The following is a 20,869-nucleotide window of genomic DNA, read 5'->3' as shown; positions in this document are numbered from 1 at the left end:
CGCTCACTTGAGCCTGCTCGACGCGAGGATGGACACCAGGTGCAGCAGCGTCTGCAACAGCGCGATGCCGGCCAGTACGGCGACGCCGAGCCGGGAGAAGAAGAGGTCGCCGCGGGCCTGGTCGACGAAGGCGATGACCAGTATCAGCAGCGAGGCCTCGATGCCGAGGATCAGCCGGTGGAACTTGAGCGCCGCGGCGGCCCGGCGGGCCAGCGCCATGCCGGAGGAGCGCATCTCGGCGGCGGCCTCCTGGACCGGCGGCTTCCCGGTCTGGTGCCGGGCCACGCCGACCAGGTCGGTCTCGGCCTTGATCAGGATCGCGCCGAGCGCGGCCAGCGTGCCGAGGAACGCCCACAGCCAGTCGATCCGGCCGCCGCCCCACAGGTCGGCGGCGCGCAGCCCGAAGCCGACGAGGACGGCGGCGTCGGTGAGGTACGCGCCGACCCGGTCCAGATAGACCCCGCCGAGCGAGTACTGCTTCTTCCAGCGCGCTATCTCACCGTCCACGCAGTCCAGCAGCAGGTACATCTGCACGCAGACCACCCCGAGCACGGCGCCCCACACCCCCGGCACCAGGAGCGCCGGCGCCGCGAGGACGCCGAAGACGGTCATCAGGTACGTGAGCTGGTTGGGCGTGACCCTGGTGTTCACCAGGTAGCGGTCCACCCGCAGGGACACCTCACGCATGTAGAGGCGCCCCATCCAGTGCTCACCGCTGCGCCGGTCCTTCACCCCCGGGGGGTGGACGACCGGCCTGAGTTCAGCTACCGATGGCCTTGACATAGTCGGCGTAGTTGTCCTTGATCTGTTCGGTCTTGAGGTCGAGGTGTTCGAGGATCGTGTAGCGGCCGGGCCGGGTCTCGGGGGCGAACTCCACGGCGCGGACGAACTCGTCCACGGTGAAGCCGATCTCCTCCGCCAGCACCGGCAGCCCGTGCCGCCTGAGCACCCCGGCCATGCAGGCCGCCTCCTCGTGGGCTCCGCGCAGGTACATCGCGAAGGCGGCACCGAGGCCGCACTGCTCACCGTGGGCGGCGGCCCGCTTGGGGAAGAGCAGGTCGAAGGCGTGGTTGATCTCGTGGCACGCGCCGGAGGAGGGGCGGGAGTCGCCCGAGACCGACATGGCGACACCGGTGAGGACCAGCGCCTCGGCCAGGACCTGGAGGAAGGCGTCGTCGCCGACCCCGCCCGGGTGCCGCAGCACCGCCTCGCCGGCCTGGCGGGCCATGGCGGCCGCGAGGCCGTCGATCTTCTCCCCGTTGACGCGGTTGGACAGCTCCCAGTCCGCGACCGCGGAGATGTTGGAGATGGCGTCGCCGATGCCGGAACGGACGAAACGGACGGGGGCCTCACGGATCACGTTGAGGTCGATGACGACCGCGATCGGGTTCGGCACACCGTACGATCCGCGCCCCGCGTCGTTGTCGAGGGTGGCGACCGGTGAACACAGACCGTCGTGCGCGAGGTTGGTGGCGACGGCCACCAGGGGGAGGCCGACCCGCGCCGCCGCGAACTTGGCGCAGTCGATGATCTTTCCGCCGCCGAGGCCCACGACCGCGTCGTAGCGGCCGGCCTTGATGTCGTTCGCGAGCCGGACCGCGTCGTCGATGGTGCCGCCGCCGACCTCGTACCAGGTGGCGCCGGGCAGGGACGGGGCGATCCGTTCGCGCAGCCGCGCGCCGGAGCCGCCGCTGACCGCGATGGCGAGCCTGCCCGACTGCGAGATGCGCTCGTCGGCGAGCACACAGGCCAGATCGTCGAGGGCACCCGGGCGGATGTCGACGACGACCGGCGAGGGGATGAGCCTGGTCAGTACTGGCACGCGATCTCCCGTCCACGGGCGAGGTCGTCGTGGTTGTCGATCTCGACCCACTTGACGTCGCCGATCGGCGCCACGTCGATCCGGAAGCCTCGGTGCACGAGCTCCTGGTAGCCGTGCTCGTAGAACTGCTGCGGGTCGGTCTCCCAGACCGTCTTCAGCGCGTCGGCGAGCTCGGGGGCGGCGTCGCCCTCGATGAGCGTGACGCCGATGTACTCGCCGGTGGCCTCGGCCGGGTCCATCAGCTTGGTGATCTTCGTCATGCCCCGCTCGGGGTCGACGACGACCTTCATCTCCTCGTCGGCGAGGGACTTCACGGTGTCGAGGGCGAGGATGATCCTCCTGCCCTCGCCGCGGGCGGCGAGCAGGGTCTTCTCGACGGAGACCGGGTGGACGGTGTCGCCGTTGGCGAGGATCACGCCGTCCTTGAGGGCGTCACGGCCGCACCACAGGGAGTAGGCGTTGTTCCACTCCTCGGCCTTGTCGTTGTCGATGAGGGTCAGCTTGAGGCCGTACTTCGCCTCCAGGGCCGCCCTGCGCTCGTACACGGCCTCCTTGCGGTAGCCGACGATGACCGCGACCTCGGTCAGCCCGATCTCGGCGAAGTTGCCGAGGGTCAGGTCGAGGACGGTGATCGAGTCCTCTATGCCCGCGGGCCCCACCGGCACCAGCGCCTTCGGCAGGCTGTCGGTGTAGGGGCGCAGACGCCGTCCGGCGCCGGCCGCCAGCACGAGGCCGATCATGCGGGTTCTCCTTCATCGTGTACGGCGGGCGCCCCTGAGGACACCCAGAAGCGGATGCTCTCCACGAGCACCACCAGGGCAACGGCCACGGCCAGGGCCGTGAGCGCGGCCTTGAACCGCGTGGCGGTGAGCAGGGCGGCCAGCGCGGCGACGAGCAGCGTCCGCCCCTCCTGCCCCCCGATGGCGCGCACCAGCCAGGCCGGCGGCGCTCCGGCGTTGCCGCGGATGCGGTACACCGTGTCGTAGTGATGGTAGGCGACGGCGGCCACCAGCCCGAAAGCCGCAGGAAGCGCTCCGTTCACGTCCGCTTTGGCCGCGAGGATCAGGACGGTGCCGTATTCGGCGGCGCGGAAGAGCGGGGGGACGAGCCAGTCGAGGGCTCCCTTGAGGGGCTTCGCGACGGCTTCGCAGGAGAGCAGGACGTAGACGACGGCACACCCGACGACCGACCATCCCGGGCCGTCGAGCCAGGCCGCGAGCGGCACGAGTACGGCCCCGACGGCGGCCCAGAGGAAGGCGGGGAGCGGGGACCTGCCGGGCAGGATCCGCGCCGCCAGTTCGGCCGACGGCCCGTTGTCCGCCAGGTCGGTCAGCGCCTGCGCGGCCCGGTCCGTGCGCCGCGCCTTGCGGGTCACCGAGCGCAGCACCCGCCCGGCCGTGGTGTAGGTCGCCGCCAGGGCGCAGCCGATCAGCAGCACGTAGAAGGTGATGCGGGGGGTGGTGAGAGCCGTCAGGACGGCGATCATGGCCCATCGTTCGCCGATGGGCAGGACTATCATCCGCCGCACCCAGACCGTCCAGCCGACGCTGTCCAGCTTGTCGGAGAGGGCGGCGGTGGGGCTGGTGTTGGCGGTGGCGTCGTGGTTGGCCTCGTTGAAGGAGAAGTCGACCACGTGCCGGCAGGTCTGCAGGATCATCGCGCCCAGGGCGAGGGCCCACACGTCGTCGCCGCCGCGGGCCGCCCCGAGGGCGAGACCGGCGTAGTAGGCGTACTCCTTGGCCCGGTCGAAGGTGGCGTCCAGCCAGGCTCCGAGCGTGGAGTACTGCAGGGAGTAGCGGGCGAGCTGGCCGTCGGTGCAGTCCAGGACGAAGGACGCGATGAGCAGCACGCCGGCGGCGACGAACCCGCCGCGGGTTCCGGTGGCCGCGCAGCCCGCCGCGACGAGCGCGGTGAGGAGGGAGGCCGTGGTGACCTGGTTCGGGGTGAGGCCGCGGCGGGCGCACCAGCGGGCGATGTAGCGGGAGTACGGGCTGATGAAGAAGGTGGTGAAGAAGCCGTCGCGGGCCTTCACGGCCGACTTCAGGCGTACGGCCTCGTCGTCGACGGCGGCGACGGCCTGCCTCGCCTCGTTGCGGGCCTGCGGGTCGGCGGGGACCTCGGCGACCAGGCTGCCGAGTTCGGGGTGGTGGATGTCCGCCCCGTCGGCGTCCAGGGCTTCGGCGACGCGGTCGGCGAGGCTGTCCACGGCGAGAGCGGTGCCGCCGCCCGCCGAGTTCTCCCGGGCCAGCGCGCGGGTGAGGGCCTGGCGGCCGGCGGGCTGCGCGGTGAGCGCGCCGGGGATCGCGGCGAGCGGGAAGCGGGGGTCGGTGAGGCCCAGGCGCAGGGCGTGCGCGTGGCCCACGAAGCGGGCGTCGACCACCGCGACCCGCTCCTGGGCCGGCACGGCGGCCAGCAGGGCTTCGGCGTCGGCCGCGTCGGCGGCCGGCCGGACCTCGAAGCCGAGGGACCGCAGATCGCCCTCCAGCGACGATCCGGGCACCGGCTGACCGGTGAGGATGGCGGTCGGCAACCGAACTCACTCCCTGCCTCCCGGCGCGTGCGCGCCGGTCGTGTACACGGTGGGGGCGCCCTTTGGATTGCGCCGGTCGGGGCCGGGCGGGCGGCATGTCGGCAGAGGCTATCGGATGCCGGGAAAGCCGTGTTCACCGGCCGTTCAGCTCCGGTCAACGCGATTCGCCGGCACGGTTCGCCCGTGCTCTGCCGAGATCATCATCGGTGATCGGCCGCCCGACCGACAAACCGCACCCCCGGAGCAGCAGCTCACCCGCGGCGAGGCATCGCGTCCCCGGCTCGCGCGCCGAGAAGCCGGTGTCGCGCTCGGTCGCCTCCGCGGCCGGCCGCGGAGGAACTCGGCCGGACGGCCCGGTGCGAGGTGCGCGAGAGGGTGGAGCCGGCCCGGCAGGGCCGGCGCTGTCCACCGCGGAAACCGAACTGAGGGTGCCCTGACCTGCACTTGGTTTCTGCAGGTCAGGGCACATGACAACGGTGTTCAGTGCCGCGTTGCCGGATACCCCCTACCCGTAGTTCACTGTGATCCCGGGCAACCACAGGAGGGTGTTTCCATGGGGGCAGGGCACGACCACGGCCATGGGCACGCGCACGCGCCGACCACCGGCACGGCTGCCGCGGCCTACCGGGGCACACTGCGCGTCGCGCTGTCGATCACGCTCGCGGTGATGGTGGTCGAGATCGTCGGCGGGATCCTCGCGGACTCGCTGGCGCTGGTGGCGGACGCGGCGCACATGGCGACGGACGCGCTGGGCCTCGGCATGTCTCTGCTCGCCATCCACTTCGCCAACCGGCCCGCGAGCACCAACCGCACCTTCGGGTTCGCCCGCGCCGAGATCCTGGCCGCGCTCGCCAACTGCCTGCTGCTGCTCGGGGTGGGCGGCTACGTCCTGTACGAGGCGGTCCAGCGGTTCTTCACCCCGGCCGCCACCGAGGGCGGGCTGATGATCTGGTTCGGCGCCGTCGGTCTGGTCGCCAACATGATCTCGCTCACGCTGCTGATGCGGGGTCAGGCGGAGAGCCTGAACGTGCGCGGGGCGTTCCTGGAGGTGGCGGCGGACGCGCTGGGCTCGGTGGCGGTGCTGATCTCGGCAGGGGTGATCCTGGCCACCGGCTGGCAGGCGGCCGACCCGATCGCCTCGCTGGTCATCGGCCTGATGATCGTGCCGCGGACCGTGAAGCTGCTGCGCGAGACGCTCGACGTGCTGCTGGAGTCGGCGCCCAGGGACGTCGACATGGCGGAGGTGCGGGCCCACATCGTCGCCCTGGACGGGGTGGAGGACGTGCACGATCTGCACGCCTGGACGATCACCTCGGGGCTGCCGGTGCTGTCGGCGCACGTGGTGGTGCGCTCGGACGTGCTGAACGCCATCGGCCACGAGAAGATGCTGCACGAACTGCAGGGCTGCCTGGGCCACCACTTCGACGTGGAGCACTGCACCTTCCAGCTGGAGCCGAGCGGCCACGCGGAGCACGAGGCGCGGCTCTGTCACTGAGCCCGCCCGCTGCCCGTCCGAGCCCGTCCGGCCGTCCCCGTAATCGCACACTCGTTCAGGACGGTTCTCCGCCCCGGGCTCCGGGCAAGATCAGCCATCGGGGCCCGTTGCCGCGCGCGGGGACATGCGCGGCGTTCGCGCGAAGTGCCGGGAGGGCCGCGCGCGTACGGCAGACTGGGGACGCGAGGACCGATGCTAAGGATGGGTATGCCGATCACACCTGCCACCGCGACGTACAGCTCGTCGGAAGGCACCGCGGACGCGATTCTGCTGGAACTGGTCGACGAGAACGGCGTGACGATCGGCACCGAGGAGAAGCTCGCCGCCCACCAGCCGCCGGGCCGGCTGCACCGCGCGTTCTCCGTGTTCCTCTTCGACGAGCGGGGCCGGCTGCTGATCCAGCAGCGGGCGCTCGGCAAGTACCACTCCCCCGGTGTGTGGTCCAACACCTGCTGTGGTCACCCCTACCCCGGCGAGGCGCCGTTCGCGGCGGCCGCCCGGCGCACCTTCGAGGAGCTGGGGGTGTCCCCGTCGCTGCTGGGCGAGGCGGGCACGGTCCGCTACAACCATCCGGACCCGGCGTCCGGCCTGGTCGAGCAGGAGTACAACCATCTGTTCGTCGGCATGGTGCAGTCGCCGCTGCGGCCGAACCCGGACGAGGTCGGCGACACGGCCTTCGTGACACCCGCCGAACTGGCCGAGCGGCATGCGAAGGACACGTTCTCCGCCTGGTTCATGACGGTGCTGGACGCGGCCCGGCCCGCGGTGCGGGAGCTGACGGGGCCGTCGGCCGGCTGGTGATCCTCAGGGCGTCCGGACGGGTTTGAGCGGCAGGGCGGCCCAGATCACCTTGCCGCCGCCGGAGGTGTGCTCGACGTCGCACGCCCCGCCCGCCTCCCTGGTGATCTCCCGTACCAGGAGCAGTCCCCGGCCGCCGGTCTCGTCGTGGTCGGCCTCCAGGGCGGTCGGGCGGTAGGGGTGGTTGTCCTCCACGGCCACCCGCACCCACTCGGCCCCGACGGCCACCTCCACGGCGAGCATCGGCGACAGCAGCGCCGCGTGCCGGACGGCGTTGGTGACCAGCTCGGAGACGATCAGCAGCAGCCCCTGGAGCAGGTCGTCGGAGACGGGCACTCCCTGGCGGTACAGCAGGTCCCGTACGGCGTGTCGCGCCTGTGGGACGGAGGCGTCCACGGCGGGCGCGGTGAACCGCCAGACTCCCTCGTAGGGAAGCGGCCCGGGAACCGGATCGGCGGCCGGCCCGGGGTCCGGGTCCTCGGCGGACCCGAGGGGTGCGTCCGCGCCGCCCGCTGGGCGTGGGTCGGGCCCGCGCCCGTGGTTGTCCATCGTCCGGTCGCCGCCCTCGCGCTCGATTGTCACCACGCGTCGAGTGTTGGTAACGAGGGGCATCCCCCCGGAGGACTGAACAGAAGTCAGCGATTATCGAGTGTTTCCGACTGTTTCCGTATGCCCCCGCCGCATCGGAGACTGTTTCTGTCGCGGCGATGCCGGGTTCGCGCATTATTCGTGTTGTACGGCCCGGGGTTAGCATCCGGGCCATGGAGCCCGAACTGCTGCACGGCGTCACCGACGGGGTCGCCACCGTCGTCCTGCACCACCCGGCGAAGCGCAACGCCATGACGGCCGCGATGTGGGCCGCGCTGCCGCCGCTGCTGGACGGGCTGGCCGCCGACGACGGGGTCCGGGCACTGGTGGTGACGGGCGCGGGCGGCACCTTCTGCGCGGGCGCCGACATCTCCACGCTGCGGGGATCGGCGGACGAGGCGCAGCAGCTGGCGGTACAGGCCGAGGAGGCCCTCGCGGCGTTCCCGAAGCCGACGCTGGCGGCCGTGAAGGGGCACTGCGTGGGCGGGGGCGCGCAGCTCGCGGTGGCCTGCGATCTGCGGTTCGCCGAGGAGGGCTCTCTGTTCGGGGTGACCCCGGCGAAGCTCGGCATCGTCTATCCGGCCTCCGCCACCCGGCGGCTGGTGGCGCTGGTCGGCCCGGCGACCGCCAAGTACCTGTTGTTCTCGGGCGAGTTGATCGACACTCCGCGGGCGCTGCGCACCGGCCTGGTCGACGAGATGCTGCCCGCGGACGAACTCGACAAGCGCGTCGAGGAGTTCACCCGTGTACTGGTGTCGCGTTCACAGCTGACGCAGGCCGCCGCGAAGGAGTTCGCGAACGGCCGCACGGACCGGGACGCCCACTGGGCCGCGCAGGCCCGTGGCAGCGGCGACACCGCGGAGGGTGTCGCCGCGTTCCTGGAGCGCAGGGAGCCGCGCTTCACCTGGACTACGTCAGGATGAAGCGGGAGCGCGCCCTGAGCCGGTCGACGAGGTGGGCCGGGGCCTTCGCGGGCGAACCGGCGTCGTAGGGCGGCTGCGGGTCGTACTCCGTGCCCAGTTGGACGGACCGGGCGTGGTCGTCGCCCGCGATCCGGCCGAGCAGCGCGAGCCCCATGTCGATGCCGGAGGAGACCCCGGCGGCGGTGACGTACTTGCCGTCGAAGACGACGCGCTCGCCGGTGGGTTCGGCGCCCAGCGCCCCGAGCTGCTCCAGGGCCAGCCAGTGGGAGGTGGCCCGGCGTCCCTCGAGGAGGCCCGCTGCGGCGAGCAGCAGGGAGCCGGAGCAGACGGACGTCGTCCAGGTACTGGTGGCGTCGGCGGTCCTGAGCCAGTCGAGCAGGGGCTCGTCGGCCATGAGCGCGCTCTGGCCGGGGCCGCCGGAGACGACCACGACGTCGGGAGCGGGGACCTCGGACAGCGCCCTGTCGGCGGTGAGTGCCAGAAAGCCGGACTCCGTGCGGACGGGCCCTCTCTCCCGGGCCACGAAGACGGCCTCCGCGTCCGGGGCGCGGGAGAGGATCTCGTACGGCCCCACGACGTCGAGTGCGGTGAAACGGTCGTAGACGACGAAGGCGATCTGCATCGGGTCCCCTCCAGTGGGTGGCACAGCTCGGTGGGTGGTGGCGGGCTCAGTGGGTGGTGGCGGGCCGGAATCGGCGGCGGTACTCCGCCGGGGCCGTCCCGAGGGCCTTGACGAAGGCGCGCCGCATCGCCTCGGGGGTGCCGTAGCCGCTGGCGCGGGAGATCTCCTCGACGCCGTCGGCGGTGTCCTCCAGGAGCCGGCGGGCGTGTTCGAGGCGGACCCGGTCGACATAGCGGCCGGGGGTGGTGCCCGTGTCGGCGAGGAAGGCGCGGGCGAAGTGCCGGGGCGAGAGCCGGGCGCGGGCGGCGAGCGACTCCACGCTCAGGTCGTCGGCCGGATGCTCGGTGATCCACTGCTGGACCTCGCGCAGCGGCTCCCGGCGTGCCGTCTGGGCGGCGAGCTGGGCGCTGAACTGGGCCTGGTTCCCGGGCCGGCGCAGGAAGACGACCAGATGGCGGGCGATGGCGAGGGCCGCGTCCCGGCCGAGGTCCTCCTCGACCAGCGCGAGGGTCAGATCGATGCCGGAGGTGACCCCGGCCGAGGTCCAGACGGCGCCGTCCCGGACGTAGATCGGGTCGGGGTCGACCTCGACGGCGGGGTGGTCGCGGGCGAGCCGGTCGCAGTACGCCCAGTGGGTCGTCGCCCGGCGGCCGTCCAACGCCCCGGCCCGGGCCAGCAGGAGCGCGCCGGTGCACACCGACACCAGCCGCTTCGCGCGCGGGGCGTTCGCGCGCAGCCAGTCCGTGAGCGGCCGCGCGTCCGGCCCCCGGGTGCCCTGGCCACCGGGTACGAGAAGCGTGTGCGGGGCACGCGCGCGCGTGAGGACCTCGTCCGGTACGAGGGTCAGCCCGCTGGAGGTACGCACCGGGCCGCCGTCCAGGGAGGCCGTACGGATGCGGTACGTGCCCGGGGTGTGCCGCTCGGCGCCCGTGAAGACCTCCAGGGGGCCGGTGACGTCGAGGCTCTTGACGCCGTCGAAGAGGACGACGAGGACGGTTCGCTGCGCCATGAGGACGATTCTTCGCGCGCCGCGGCATGGCGGCAATGACGGGCTCCCCACCTTTTCTGCCATCGCGCGGTGTGACCGGGAGCCGCCGAGGTACTCGGCGGCTCCCGGGCCGTCGGGGCCGGGTGACGAAAGGGGAGACTCGTGTTCCGTGCCATCGCAGACGTGCTGCGACAGATCGGCGGCGCCGTCGCCACCGTGGTGACGCTGCCCTTCCGGGCCCTGGCCCGGCTCTTCGGCGGCGCGTCGGGCTCCACCAGGAGCCGCAGGGCCTGACGCGCGGCCCGATGTCCGCGCCCTGATCCCCGAGTGTCGGCGCCACCTGCCACAATTGCCGCGCAACCTTGAGCGAGAAGGCGGTACGGGATCGTGACGACAGCCGGATCCATCGAAGCAGGGTCCATCGAGGGCAGGATCGCCGAGGAGCTCGGCGTACGGGAACGGCAGGTGAAGTCCGCCGTGGAGCTGCTGGACGGCGGCTCCACGGTGCCTTTCATCGCCCGCTACCGCAAGGAAGCGACCGAGATGCTCGACGACGCGCAACTGCGCACGATCGAGGAGCGGCTGCGCTATCTGCGGGAGCTGGAGGAGCGCCGGACGGCGATCCTGGAGTCGGTGCGCGAGCAGGGCAAGCTCACCGAGGCGCTCGAGGCGCAGATCCGCGGCGCCGAGACGAAGGCACGGCTGGAGGACATCTACCTGCCGTACAAGCCCAAGCGGCGCACCAAGGCACAGATCGCCCGCGAGGCCGGTCTCGAGCCGCTCGCCGAGGGGCTGCTGGCCGATCCGTCGGTCGACCCCGTCGCCGCCGCGGCCGCGTTCGTCGACGCCGACAAGGGCGTCGCCGATCCGCAGGCCGCGCTCGACGGTGCGCGGGCGATCCTGACCGAGCGGTTCTCGGAGGACGCCGACCTGATCGGCGAGGTGCGCGAGCGGATGTGGGTGCGCGGCCGGCTGGCCGCCAAGGTACGGGAAGGCAAGGAGGAGGCCGGCGCGAAGTTCGCCGACTACTTCGATTTCGCCGAGCCGTTCACCGAGCTGCCCTCGCACCGGATCCTGGCGATGCTGCGTGGTGAGAAGGAGGAGGTCCTCGACCTCGTCCTGGAGCCGGAGGAGCCCTCCGAGCAGCCCGGCCCGTCGTCCTACGAGGGGATCGTCGCGTCGAGGTTCGGGATCGCCGAACGGGGCCGCCCCGCCGACAAGTGGCTGACGGACACGGTCCGCTGGGCCTGGCGCACCCGCATCCTCGTCCACCTGGGCATCGACCTGCGGCTGCGGCTGCGCACGGCCGCCGAGGACGAGGCGGTGAACGTGTTCGCGGCGAACCTGCGCGACCTCCTGCTCGCCGCGCCGGCCGGCACGCGCGCGACGCTGGGCCTGGACCCCGGCTTCCGCACGGGCGTGAAGGTGGCCGTCGTCGACGCCACCGGCAAGGTCGTCGCGACCGACGTCATCTACCCGCACGTCCCGGCCAACAAGTGGGACGAGGCGATCGCCAAGCTCGCGCGGCTGGCGAAGGAGCACGCGGTCGAGCTGGTCGCGATCGGCAACGGCACGGCGTCGCGGGAGACCGACAAACTCGCCGGCGAGCTGATCACGAAGCACCCGGAGCTGAAGCTCACCAAGGTGATGGTGTCGGAGGCGGGCGCCTCCGTGTACTCGGCGTCCGCGTTCGCCTCGCAGGAGCTGCCCGACATGGACGTGTCGCTGCGCGGCGCGGTCTCCATCGCCCGCCGGCTCCAGGACCCGCTGGCCGAACTGGTGAAGATCGACCCGAAGTCGATCGGCGTCGGCCAGTACCAGCACGACCTGTCCGAGGTGAAGCTGTCGCGTTCGCTGGACGCGGTGGTGGAGGACTGTGTGAACGGCGTGGGCGTGGACGTCAACACCGCCTCCGCGCCGCTGCTCGCCCGGGTCTCCGGCATCACCTCCGGGCTCGCCGAGAACATCGTGGCGCACCGGGACACCAACGGGCCGTTCACGTCCCGTACGGAGCTGAAGAAGGTGGCGCGGCTCGGTCCCAAGGCCTACGAGCAGTGCGCGGGCTTCCTGCGGATCCGCGGCGGCTCGGACCCGCTCGACTCCTCCAGCGTGCACCCCGAGGCGTACCCGGTGGTGCGGCGCATGGTGAAGACCTCCGGGCAGGAGGTGGCCTCCCTGATCGGCAACACCGGTGTGCTGCGCTCGCTGCGGCCGACCGACTTCGTGGACGAGACGTTCGGTCTGCCGACCGTCACCGACATCCTCAAGGAGCTGGAGAAGCCCGGGCGCGACCCGCGGCCCGCCTTCAAGACGGCCACCTTCAAGGACGGCGTGGAGAAGATCTCCGACCTGTCCGCCGGGATGGTCCTGGAGGGGGTCGTGACGAACGTGGCGGCCTTCGGGGCGTTCATCGACGTCGGCGTCCACCAGGACGGTCTGGCGCACGTCTCCGCGCTGTCGAAGACGTTCGTCAAGGACCCGCGGGACGTGGTCAAGCCCGGTGACATCGTCAAGGTGAAGGTCCTCGACGTCGACATCCCGCGCAAGCGGATCTCGCTGACGCTCCGACTGGACGACGAGGCGGCACCGCAGGGCCAGGAGCGGTCCTCCGGCGGCGGCCGTCCGCAGCGGGGCGGCGGGCGTCCGCCGCAGCAGCGGCAGCAGGCCGACGGCCGGCGCGGGGGGAACGGCGGGCAGCGCGGCGGCGGAGGCGGTGGCGGGCGTCCGGCTCCGCCGCCGGCCAACAGCGCGATGGCCGACGCGCTGCGCCGGGCGGGGCTGCTCGACCCGAAGAAGGGCCGGGGCTGAGAGAGGCGGGCCGGGCGCACCCGCCCGGCCCGCTCGTACAGTGACCGTATGACCACTTCCCGTGTCCTCACCTGGAAGGTGCCGGCGAGCGGCGGTTACGAGACCGCGTGGGCCGACGCCGGCGACGGAGAGCTGCGGGCACGGGGCCGCGCGGTCGGAATCGTGCCGGAGCCGTACTGGGTGTCGTACGACCTCGACACCGCGGGCGGGTTCGTGACCCGTCGGCTGCGGGTGACGGTGGAGACCGCCGAGCGGACCCGGTCGCTGGATCTGCGGCACGACGGGCGGGGCGGCTGGACCGCCGACGGGGAGCGGCTGCCCGGGTTCGGTCCCGCCGTCGACTGCGACCTGGGCCTGTGCCCCCTCACCAACACGATGCCGGTCCTGCGGCACGGCCTGCACCGGGGGCCGGGCGAGCGGCGGCTGCTGACGGTGTGGGTGTCGGTGCCGGCGCTGACCGTGCGGCCGTCCTGGCAGACGTACACGTATCTGAGGGCGGGCGAGCGCGGCGCCGCGCTGGTCCGGTTCGCCTCGGGGACGTTCCGCGGCGACGTGGAGTTCGACGCGGACGGGTACGTGGTCGACTACCCGGGGCTGGCGACGCGTCTCGCCTGAAAACCGGTTGTCGGCGATCTTGCCGTCGGCAGACTGACCGTATGACGGACGCCGAACCCAAGAAGGATCCCAAGAAGGATCCCAAGAACGATCTCCAGACGTATCTGCAGGACGCCCGTGACGCGCTGGTGTGGAAGCTCGACGGGCTGTCGGAGTACGACGTACGCCGGCCCATGACGCCCACCGGCACGAATCTGCTGGGCCTGGTCAAGCATCTCGCCGGTGCCGAGGCGCTGTTCTTCGGGGCGGCCTACGGGCGGCCGTTCGCCGGGACACCGCTGTGGATCACCGGGGACGCCGAGCCGAACGCCGACCTGTGGGCGCGCGCCGACGAGACCCGGGAGGAGATCGTCGATCTCTACCGGCGGGCCTGCGCGCACGCGGACGAGACCATCGCGGCGCTGCCGCTGGACGCGGTCGGCCGGATTCCCGGCGGACCGGGCACCGAGGTCACTCTCCATCACAGCCTCGCCCACATGACCGCCGAGACGCAGCGGCACGCGGGACACGCCGACATCGTGCGGGAACTGATCGACGGGGGCACGGGACAACGGCCGGGCGGTGCCAACACGCCCGAGAAGGACGCGGACTGGTGGGCAGCCCACCGGGACCGGGTGGAGCGGGCTGCGCGGGACGCCCGTTAGCGCTCCGTCACCTTGCCGTCGGCGACCTCCAGGCGTCGGGTGACACTGACCGCGTCGAGCATGCGGCGGTCGTGGGTGACCAGCAGGAGTGTGCCCTCGTAGGCGTCGAGGGCCGACTCCAGTTGCTCGATGGCCGGGAGGTCGAGGTGGTTCGTGGGCTCGTCGAGGACGAGGAGGTTGACACCCCGGCCCTGGAGGAGGGCGAGCGCGGCACGGGTGCGTTCACCGGGCGACAGGCTGACCGCCGAACGCCGGACGTGGTCCGCCTTCAGGCCGAACTTGGCCAGCAGGGTGCGGACTTCGACGGGTTCCGTGTCGGGGACGGCCGCGCAGAACGCGTCGAGCAGCGACTCGGAGCCGAGGAACAGCCCGCGTGCCTGGTCGACCTCGCCGACCAGGACGCCCGAGCCGAGGGCGGCGTGTCCGGCGTCCAGGGGGACACGGCCGAGCAGCGCGCCGAGCAGGGTCGACTTGCCCGCGCCGTTCGCGCCGGTGACCGCGACCCGGTCGGCCCAGTCGATCTGCAGGGTCACCGGACCGAAGGAGAAGTCGCCGCGCCGTACTTCGGCGTCCCGGAGCGAGGCGACCACGGCGCCGGAGCGCGGGGCGGCCGCGATCTCCATGCGCAGCTCCCACTCCTTGCGGGGCTCGTCCACCACGTCCAGTCGTTCGATCATGCGCTGGGTCTGCCGGGCCTTCGCGGCCTGCTTCTCGCTGGCCTCGCTGCGGAACTTGCGGCCGATCTTGTCGTTGTCGTTGCCCGCCTTGCGGCGCGCGTTCTTCACACCCTTGTCCATCCAGGAGCGCTGGACCTGGGCCCGCTCCTGGAGGGCCGCCTTCTTGTCGGCGTACTCCTCGTAGTCCTCGCGGGCGTGCCGGCGGGCCACGTCCCGCTCCTCCAGGTAGGCGTCGTAGCCGCCGCCGTAGAGATTGATCCGCTGCTGGGCGAGGTCGAGTTCGAGGACCTTGGTGACGGTGCGGGTGAGGAACTCGCGGTCGTGGCTGACCACGACCGTGCCGGCGCGCAGGCCCGTCACGAAGCGCTCGAGGCGCTCCAGGCCGTCCAGGTCGAGGTCGTTGGTGGGCTCGTCGAGGAGGAAGACGTCGTAGCGGGACAGGAGCAGGGAGGCGAGGCCCGCGCGGGCGGCCTGGCCGCCGGACAGGGACGTCATCGGCTGGTCCAGGTCCACGCCGAGGCCGAGGGAGCCGGCGACCTCCTCGGCCCGCTCGTCGAGGTCGGCGCCGCCGAGGCCGAGCCAGCGCTCCAGGCTCGTCGCGTACGCGTCGTCCGCGCCCGGCGCCCCGTCGACCAGCACCTGGGTCGCCTCGTCCATGGTGCGCTGCGCCTCGGCGACACCGGTGCGGCGGGCGAGGAACTCTCGCACGCTCTCCCCCGGCCGGCGCTCCGGCTCCTGGGGCAGATGGCCGACGGTCGCGGCCGGCGGGGAGAGCCGGAGCTCGCCCTCCTCGGGCGCGGTCAGCCCGGCGAGCAGCCTGAGCAGGGTGGACTTGCCGGCGCCGTTGGCACCGACCAGCCCGATCACGTCTCCGGGGGCGACGACGAGGTCGAGCCCGGAGAAGAGGGAGCGGTCGCCGTGCCCGGCGGCGAGGTTCTTGGCGACGAGGGTGGCGGTCACAGGTCGTAGATCCTAGCGGCCCGCGTTCCCCCGCCGGACTCGCCGTCCGCCGGCCCGTTCGGCTACCGTCCCCGCGTGAACAGCAGCGGGAACGGCGAAGTGATCGTGGTGGGCAGCGGGGTCGTCGGTCTGGCGACGGCCGTCGTCCTGGCCGAGCGCGGTGTGCGGGTGCGGGTCTGGACCCGGGACCCGGCGGAGCGGACCACCTCGGCGGTGGCGGGCGCGCTGTGGTGGCCGTACCACATCGAACCGATGGCGGCCGCGCGGCGGTGGTCGCTGCGCTCGCTGGAGGTGTACGAGGAACTGGCCGAGCGGCCCGAGGAGACCGGCGTGCGCCTGGTCGAAGGGGCCATGGGCGGGACGGACCCGGCGGAGGTCGCGGGCTGGGCGGCGGGCCGGCTGGCGGTGCTGCGGCGGGCCACGGACCGCGAGTACCCCGCGGGCGGCGCGATGTGGGCGCGGCTGCCGCTGATCGACATGGCCGTGCATCTGCCGTGGCTGCGCCGGAGGCTGCTGCGGGCGGGCGGCACGGTCGAGGAGCGCGCGGTGAGCGATCTCGCGGAGGCCGGGGCGCCGGTCGTCGTCAACTGCGCGGGCCTGGGCGCGCGGGAACTGGCGGGCGACCGGTCGGTGCGGCCGCAGCGCGGACAGCTGGTCGTGGTCGAGAACCCCGGCGTCGACACCTGGCTCGTCGGCGAGACCTCGGGCCACGAGCTCGCGTATCTCTTCCCGCAGCCCGGGCGGCTGCTGCTGGGCGGGACGGCCGAGGACGACGCGTGGTCGCCGGAGCCGGACCCGGCGGTGGCCGAGGCGATCGTACGGCGGTGTGCGGCCCTGCGTCCGGAGGTCGCCGGGGCGCGGATCCTGGAGCACCGGGTGGGGCTGCGGCCGGTACGGCCGGCCGTACGGCTGGAGCGCCGGACGCTGCCCGACGGGCGTGTGGTGGTGCACCACTACGGGCACGGCGGGGCAGGCGTGACGGTGGCGTGGGGGTGCGCGGAGGAGGCGGCCGCGCTGGCCGCCTCCTCGTAGCGGGCCGTTACGGGATGCGGTGCGTGTTCCGCTGGTCTCGTACGCCGTCCAGCGGGGCGGCGCCGGGGGTGGGAGCGGCCGCCCGGGTTCCGGCGGTGGCGGCGGCGAAGGCGTCCGCGCCGCCGACGACCGGGACCCGGGCGGAGGTGCGGGCCAGGTCCAGGGTGAGGGTCGGGGTGTCGGCGGGCGGGTCGATGAGGTCCTTGTCGGTGCCCGCGACGATCAGGCCCAGCCGGTGGCCGGCCGGGACGACGTGGTCGGTGGCGGCCAGGTCGAGGGTGATCGTGTACGCCCGGCCCGGGGTGAGCGGCACGCCCTTGCCGGGGTCGGCGTAGGTGCCGAGGTCGGCCCAGCCGCGGCTGAGGACCGTCTGCTCGACGGCGGTGGTCTTCGCCCTGGTCTCCTTGAAGCAGGCGCTGTCGCCGGCGGTGCTCTCGCCCCAGCAGGTGCGGTCGGTGAGGGTGGTGATGCCCTCGCCGCTCGCCGCGTAGTCCCGGATGGTGTCGGGGCCGAGGTCCACCAGGACGGCGGTGAGATGGGCCGTCGGTGTGGTGGGGGTCGCGGTGACGGTGACCTTCGAGGAGCCGGACAGGCGCAGGTCGCGGGTGAGGGGTCCGGTGGCGAAACCGGCCTTGGCGGAGGTCGGAGTGTCGATCAGCGCGGCCCAGTCCGTCTCGCTCAGCCCAGGGTCGTCGGTGAAGGTCTCGGTGCCGGTGCCCTTGCGCAGGCCGAGGGTGCCGACGCCCGGCAGGGTCCCGGTGGCCGGGCGCAGGGTCGTGGCCCGGGTGCCGCGCGGCGGCCAGACCTTCGAGGTGGCCCACTGGTCCGGGTGGCGTTCGACGTCGGCCATCGGCTCGCGGTCGATACCGTTGTCGTAGCCGAGGAGTTCGTGGTCGAACCAGCGGTGCAGGGTGTCGACCCAGGCGGCGCGACGGAAGTCGAAGGGGTCGACGTGACCGGTCTGCGACAGCCAGACCTTCCGCTCGACGCCGTTCTTCGCGAGGGCGTCCCACCACTGGCCGAAGTGCTTGGTGCGGACGTTGAGGTCCTGCAGGCCGTGGACGGCGAACACGCTCGCCTTCACCTTGCCGGCGTCCTTGACGTAGTCCCGCTCGGTCCACAGGGACGTCCAGTCGCCCGTGCGCGGGGCGTCGTCGACGAGTTTCTGCTGGACGGCGGCGCACTTGGCGCGGGCGTCAGGGCTGTCGACGTAGCCGGAGAGCCAGTCGGGGCCGGAGTCGTAGAGCGGGGCGCCCTGGGCGAAGTAGTAGTCGTACCAGGAGGAGATGGCGGCGATCGGGACGATGGTCTTCAGGCCCTTCACTCCGGTGGCGGCGACGCCGTTGGCGATGGTGCCGTCCCAGCTCTTGCCGATCATGCCGGTCGTGCCGTCGGTCCAGCCCGCCTTCGCTCTCGTGGTGCCGGTGCGGGTGGTGTACGCCTTGGCGCGGCCGTTCAGCCAGTCGACGACGGCCTTCGCGGAGAGGATGTCGGAGCGGCCGCCGACGTCGACGCAGCCGTCGGAGCGGTTGGTGCCCGCGAGGTCGACGCCGACGAACGCGTAGCCGCGGGGCACGAAGTAGTTGTCGTAGAACAGCGGCATCTGCACGACGTTCCCCGCCGTGTCGTACGTCTTGAGCTGGCTCTCGTTGCCGCGGCCGCAGCAGGAGTAGTAGGGGCTGGCGTCCATGATGACGGGCACCTTGCGGCCACGGGCGGTGGGTTCGCGGGGGCGGACGATGTCGACCGCGACGCGGTCCCGCTTCCCGTCCCCGTCGCCGTCGAGTCCGGTGTCGACCCACACGGCCTCGCGGATGGCATCGGCGTAGGAGTAGACGGGTCTGCTCTCGCGCGGGCTGCCGTGGGCTGCCACCGGGGTGAGTAAGGCGGCCACCAGAAGGGTGAGGGCGGCGGTCGCGAGCGTTCTCCAGGTCGTGAAGCGCATGCGTATCGGCATGCGCGGACGGTACATCGGTCAACTCCCGTGCAGAAGAGGACGACTGTGCGTCCCGGTGCGGGACGGGGGGCGCGTGACGTGGCGGAAAGGAGCCCGTGGGAGTGGTGCGCCCATGACGGCCGAATGGCGATCGTGTGACAGGGGTGGCGCTGGACACCCCTGCGCGCACAACGAGTCAATAGGCTCCGAACAGCCCTTGGTTTCCCCACGACTTGGAGCTCCTGTGCACCGCAGAATCCTCACCCCGGGCGTACTCGCCGCCGCGTCCGTGCTGCTGGCGATCCCGGCGTCCGCCGCGAGCGGCGCCCCCGGCGCGCCGGGCATCGGCGATCCCTACTACCCGGCCTACGGCAACGGCGGATACGACGTCTCCCACTACGACCTGCGGCTGCAGTACCAGCCGGCGACGGACGAGCTGGCGGGGACGGCCACGATCCTGGCGCGGACCACCGAGGACCTGTCGAGCTTCGACCTGGACTTCCTGCTGGACGTCAGCGAGGTGCGGGTGAACGGCGCCACCGCGTCCTTCGCCGCCTCCGGCGAGCACGAACTGGTGGTGACCCCGCAGAAGCCCCTGCCGAAGGGCACGCCCGTCACCGTCGTCGTCCGCTACAGCGGGGTGCCGTCGACGAAGAGCGCCTACGGGTTCTCCACCTGGCACCGCACCCCGGACGGCGCGGTCGCTGCGGACGAGCCCGAGTCGGCCTGGTGGTGGTTCCCGAGCAACGACCACCCGCTGGACAAGGCGACCTACGACGTGTCCGTGGCCGTCCCGGACGGCACCCAGGCCATCTCGGGCGGCACGCTCCAGTCGACGACCTCACGGCTCGGCTGGACGCGCTACAACTGGCGCCAGAACAAGCCGCAGGCGACCTATCTGGCCACGCTGGCACTCGGCAGGTTCGATGTCACGACCGGCACCTCGGAGGGCGGCATCCCGGTCGTCAACGCCTACAGCAAGGACCTCGGCGACGACGACGGGGCCGCGCGGGCGAGCGTGGAGCGCACCGGGGAGATCGTCGACTGGCTCAGCGGCTACTTCGGGCCGTATCCCTTCGGTTCGGCGGGCGGGTACGTGCCGAACACCACCACCGGGTTCGCGCTGGAGACACAGACCCGCGTGTACTACAGCCCGCGGCAGTTCGCCGGCGGCTCCAACACCTCGGTGGTCGTGCACGAGCTGGCCCACCAGTGGTACGGCGACTCCGTGTCGCTGAAGGGCTGGAAGGACATCTGGCTCAACGAGGGCTTCGCCCGGTACGCGCAGTGGCTGTGGTCCGAGCACGAGGGCGAGGGCACGGCGCGGGAACTGGCCGACTACGTGTACGCCTCGCACCCGGCGGACGACGCGTTCTGGACGGTGAAGCCGGGAGACCCCGGCGCGGACAAGCAGTTCGACATCGCGGTGTACGACCGGGGTGCCCTGGCGGTGCAGGCGCTGCGCGACGAGATCGGCGACGAGGCGTTCTTCGCCGTCCTCAAGGGATGGCCGCAGAAGTACGCGTACGGCAACGCCGACATCGCCGACTTCCGGGCGTACGCCGAGCAGGTCTCGGGGAAGCCGCTCGGGGCGCTGTTCGACACCTGGCTGTTCCAGCCGTCGAAGCCGGCGGCACCGGCCGCGCTCGCGAAGGCCGCCGCTCCCGCGCAGCCGAGGTCGTGGAAGAAGATCGCGGCCACGAACGACCTTCACGTCCAGGAGCGTTGAATCCGGACCCGAACTCCTGCCTGATCCGCGACGGCTCTGGGTAACAAGGCGTGAAGGGTTCCCGGAGACCGGGTTCCCGAAGACGGATCCCTGGAGACCGGGTCTCCGGAGACCGTGGGCGGAGGGGAGAGGGTCATGGCGGGCACGCAGAACGGCAACGAGGGTCTGTGGCGGGTCCTGGCGGGCGTCGGGGCGGTGGGGGTCGGCATCGGCCTGATCGGCGGTGTCCCCCTGCTGACCCTGCTGGGAGCCCTTCTCGCCTTCGTCGGCCTGATCGGGCTGGCGGTGACCCGACGCAAGTGAGGGCCCTAAGGGCTGTCCCGTAATCCCCGGTGGTCTCGGGAACTCGCGATGCCGAGGGCGGTGGTCGCCTCAGACCTTCCGCCCTTCGGCATGGCCGTTGGCCATGAGGTGAGTGTGGGCACGAGCACTGCCATGGTCCCGGTCCTGCCCGTGACAAGGCTTGCAGCCTGACGGGACACGGCGAAGTTCAACTCCCGCGCCGCCTCCTCGACGCGGGCGCGAACCTCCGGCGAGACGGTCCGGTGCGGCGAGAGTGCGTGCCGGACGTCGCGACGCCGCGGAGATCCATCAGAAGGGCCCTAGTTGTATTGCCCTGTGAGGTTGGGGACGCGGCTGGCGGGTGGTTGGCCTTGCAGCGCGGTGTGTCCGCGGTGGTGATTGTAGGTGTGCAGCCACTGG

The 20,869-nt window shown here is 72.3% G+C and carries 19 protein-coding genes; 10 read left to right on the top strand and 9 right to left on the bottom strand.

The window, feature by feature from the left end:
• Positions 1 to 3 precede the first annotated feature (3 nt).
• The 4 genes from ABT057_RS12100 to ABT057_RS12085 are packed head-to-tail and all read right to left on the bottom strand — an operon-like array spanning position 4 to position 4,352.
• Complete coding sequence (locus ABT057_RS12100) at positions 4 to 783, bottom strand: CDP-alcohol phosphatidyltransferase family protein (RefSeq protein WP_352342561.1); 780 nt, start codon at positions 781 to 783, stop codon at positions 4 to 6.
• Positions 761 to 1,822 (bottom strand): iron-containing alcohol dehydrogenase family protein, encoded by a 1,062-nt coding sequence (locus ABT057_RS12095; RefSeq protein ID WP_352342559.1) that lies wholly within the window; start codon positions 1,820 to 1,822, stop codon positions 761 to 763. Before ABT057_RS12095 ends, ABT057_RS12100 begins: the two co-directional genes overlap by 23 nt.
• The gene (locus tag ABT057_RS12090) at positions 1,810 to 2,562 is read right to left on the bottom strand and encodes a phosphocholine cytidylyltransferase family protein (RefSeq protein ID WP_352342557.1); all 753 of its coding nucleotides are present in this window, start codon (positions 2,560 to 2,562) and stop codon (positions 1,810 to 1,812) included. The genes ABT057_RS12095 and ABT057_RS12090 overlap by 13 nt, the downstream gene beginning before the upstream one ends.
• Positions 2,559 to 4,352: a DUF5941 domain-containing protein gene (locus ABT057_RS12085; RefSeq protein WP_352342556.1), complete on the bottom strand. Its 1,794-nt coding sequence runs from the start codon at positions 4,350 to 4,352 to the stop codon at positions 2,559 to 2,561. Before ABT057_RS12085 ends, ABT057_RS12090 begins: the two co-directional genes overlap by 4 nt.
• A 553-nt stretch (positions 4,353 to 4,905) precedes the next feature.
• On the opposite strand from ABT057_RS12085, the gene ABT057_RS12080 reads away from it, so the two are divergent.
• Both ABT057_RS12080 and idi read left to right on the top strand, forming a co-directional pair.
• Positions 4,906 to 5,847 carry a cation diffusion facilitator family transporter gene (locus tag ABT057_RS12080; protein ID WP_352342554.1) on the top strand — a complete coding sequence of 314 codons (942 nt, stop codon included), beginning with the start codon at positions 4,906 to 4,908 and terminating at the stop codon, positions 5,845 to 5,847.
• Positions 5,848 to 6,054: 207 nt separating this feature from the next.
• Positions 6,055 to 6,648 (top strand): isopentenyl-diphosphate Delta-isomerase, encoded by a 594-nt coding sequence (gene idi, locus ABT057_RS12075; protein ID WP_352342552.1) that lies wholly within the window; start codon positions 6,055 to 6,057, stop codon positions 6,646 to 6,648.
• Positions 6,649 to 6,651: 3 nt separating this feature from the next.
• Here the strand turns inward: idi and ABT057_RS12070 are convergent, their stop codons facing one another.
• Positions 6,652 to 7,194, bottom strand: coding sequence for an ATP-binding protein (locus ABT057_RS12070; protein ID WP_352342858.1), 543 nt, complete (start codon positions 7,192 to 7,194; stop codon positions 6,652 to 6,654).
• A 212-nt stretch (positions 7,195 to 7,406) separates the two neighbouring features.
• On the opposite strand from ABT057_RS12070, the gene ABT057_RS12065 reads away from it, so the two are divergent.
• A complete protein-coding gene (locus tag ABT057_RS12065) occupies positions 7,407 to 8,156 on the top strand; it encodes an enoyl-CoA hydratase/isomerase family protein (protein ID WP_352342551.1) in 750 nt (249 codons plus the stop codon).
• On the opposite strand, the gene ABT057_RS12060 is transcribed toward ABT057_RS12065, so the two are convergent.
• Both ABT057_RS12060 and ABT057_RS12055 read right to left on the bottom strand, forming a co-directional pair.
• Entirely contained in the window at positions 8,143 to 8,778 is a 636-nt protein-coding gene (locus ABT057_RS12060; RefSeq protein ID WP_352342550.1) for a DJ-1/PfpI family protein, read from the bottom strand. The two genes, ABT057_RS12065 and ABT057_RS12060, sit on opposite strands and share 14 nt — an antisense overlap.
• A gap of 46 nt (positions 8,779 to 8,824) precedes the next feature.
• Positions 8,825 to 9,787: a GlxA family transcriptional regulator gene (locus tag ABT057_RS12055; protein WP_352342549.1), complete on the bottom strand. Its 963-nt coding sequence runs from the start codon at positions 9,785 to 9,787 to the stop codon at positions 8,825 to 8,827.
• A 141-nt stretch (positions 9,788 to 9,928) separates the two neighbouring features.
• Here ABT057_RS12055 and ABT057_RS12050 point away from each other — a divergent pair, with 141 nt between their 5' ends.
• From ABT057_RS12050 to ABT057_RS12035, 4 genes are all read left to right on the top strand, one after another.
• The gene (locus ABT057_RS12050; protein WP_020129452.1) at positions 9,929 to 10,060 is read left to right on the top strand and encodes an LPFR motif small protein; all 132 of its coding nucleotides are present in this window, start codon (positions 9,929 to 9,931) and stop codon (positions 10,058 to 10,060) included.
• Between the two features lie 93 nt (positions 10,061 to 10,153).
• A complete protein-coding gene (locus ABT057_RS12045; protein ID WP_352342548.1) occupies positions 10,154 to 12,574 on the top strand; it encodes a Tex family protein in 2,421 nt (806 codons plus the stop codon).
• Positions 12,575 to 12,622: 48 nt separating this feature from the next.
• Entirely contained in the window at positions 12,623 to 13,189 is a 567-nt protein-coding gene (locus ABT057_RS12040; protein WP_352342547.1) for a putative glycolipid-binding domain-containing protein, read from the top strand.
• 41 nt (positions 13,190 to 13,230) lie between these two features.
• Positions 13,231 to 13,833 carry a DinB family protein gene (locus tag ABT057_RS12035; protein ID WP_352342545.1) on the top strand — a complete coding sequence of 201 codons (603 nt, stop codon included), beginning with the start codon at positions 13,231 to 13,233 and terminating at the stop codon, positions 13,831 to 13,833.
• Here the strand turns inward: ABT057_RS12035 and ABT057_RS12030 are convergent.
• Complete coding sequence (locus tag ABT057_RS12030) at positions 13,830 to 15,470, bottom strand: ABC-F family ATP-binding cassette domain-containing protein (protein WP_352342544.1); 1,641 nt, start codon at positions 15,468 to 15,470, stop codon at positions 13,830 to 13,832. The two genes, ABT057_RS12035 and ABT057_RS12030, sit on opposite strands and share 4 nt — an antisense overlap.
• 75 nt (positions 15,471 to 15,545) lie before the next feature.
• On the opposite strand from ABT057_RS12030, the gene ABT057_RS12025 reads away from it, so the two are divergent.
• Positions 15,546 to 16,502, top strand: a complete 957-nt coding sequence (locus tag ABT057_RS12025; RefSeq protein WP_352342542.1) for an NAD(P)/FAD-dependent oxidoreductase — start codon at positions 15,546 to 15,548, stop codon at positions 16,500 to 16,502.
• A gap of 7 nt (positions 16,503 to 16,509) precedes the next feature.
• Here the strand turns inward: ABT057_RS12025 and ABT057_RS12020 are convergent, their stop codons facing one another.
• Positions 16,510 to 18,459: a Xaa-Pro dipeptidyl-peptidase gene (locus tag ABT057_RS12020; RefSeq protein ID WP_352342540.1), complete on the bottom strand. Its 1,950-nt coding sequence runs from the start codon at positions 18,457 to 18,459 to the stop codon at positions 16,510 to 16,512.
• A gap of 223 nt (positions 18,460 to 18,682) precedes the next feature.
• Here ABT057_RS12020 and ABT057_RS12015 point away from each other — a divergent pair, with 223 nt between their 5' ends.
• Positions 18,683 to 20,167 carry a M1 family metallopeptidase gene (locus ABT057_RS12015; protein WP_352342538.1) on the top strand — a complete coding sequence of 495 codons (1,485 nt, stop codon included), beginning with the start codon at positions 18,683 to 18,685 and terminating at the stop codon, positions 20,165 to 20,167.
• 135 nt (positions 20,168 to 20,302) lie between these two features.
• Complete coding sequence (locus ABT057_RS12010) at positions 20,303 to 20,470, top strand: hypothetical protein (RefSeq protein ID WP_352342537.1); 168 nt, start codon at positions 20,303 to 20,305, stop codon at positions 20,468 to 20,470.
• Positions 20,471 to 20,869 lie beyond the last annotated feature (399 nt).

It is taken from the genome of Streptomyces sp. NPDC002588 (genome assembly GCF_040295925.1).
Taxonomy (GTDB): Bacteria; Actinomycetota; Actinomycetes; order Streptomycetales; family Streptomycetaceae; genus Streptomyces.
The sequence above is the reverse complement of the archived record's forward strand: the minus strand, read 5'-3'. Positions and strand labels throughout refer to the sequence as shown.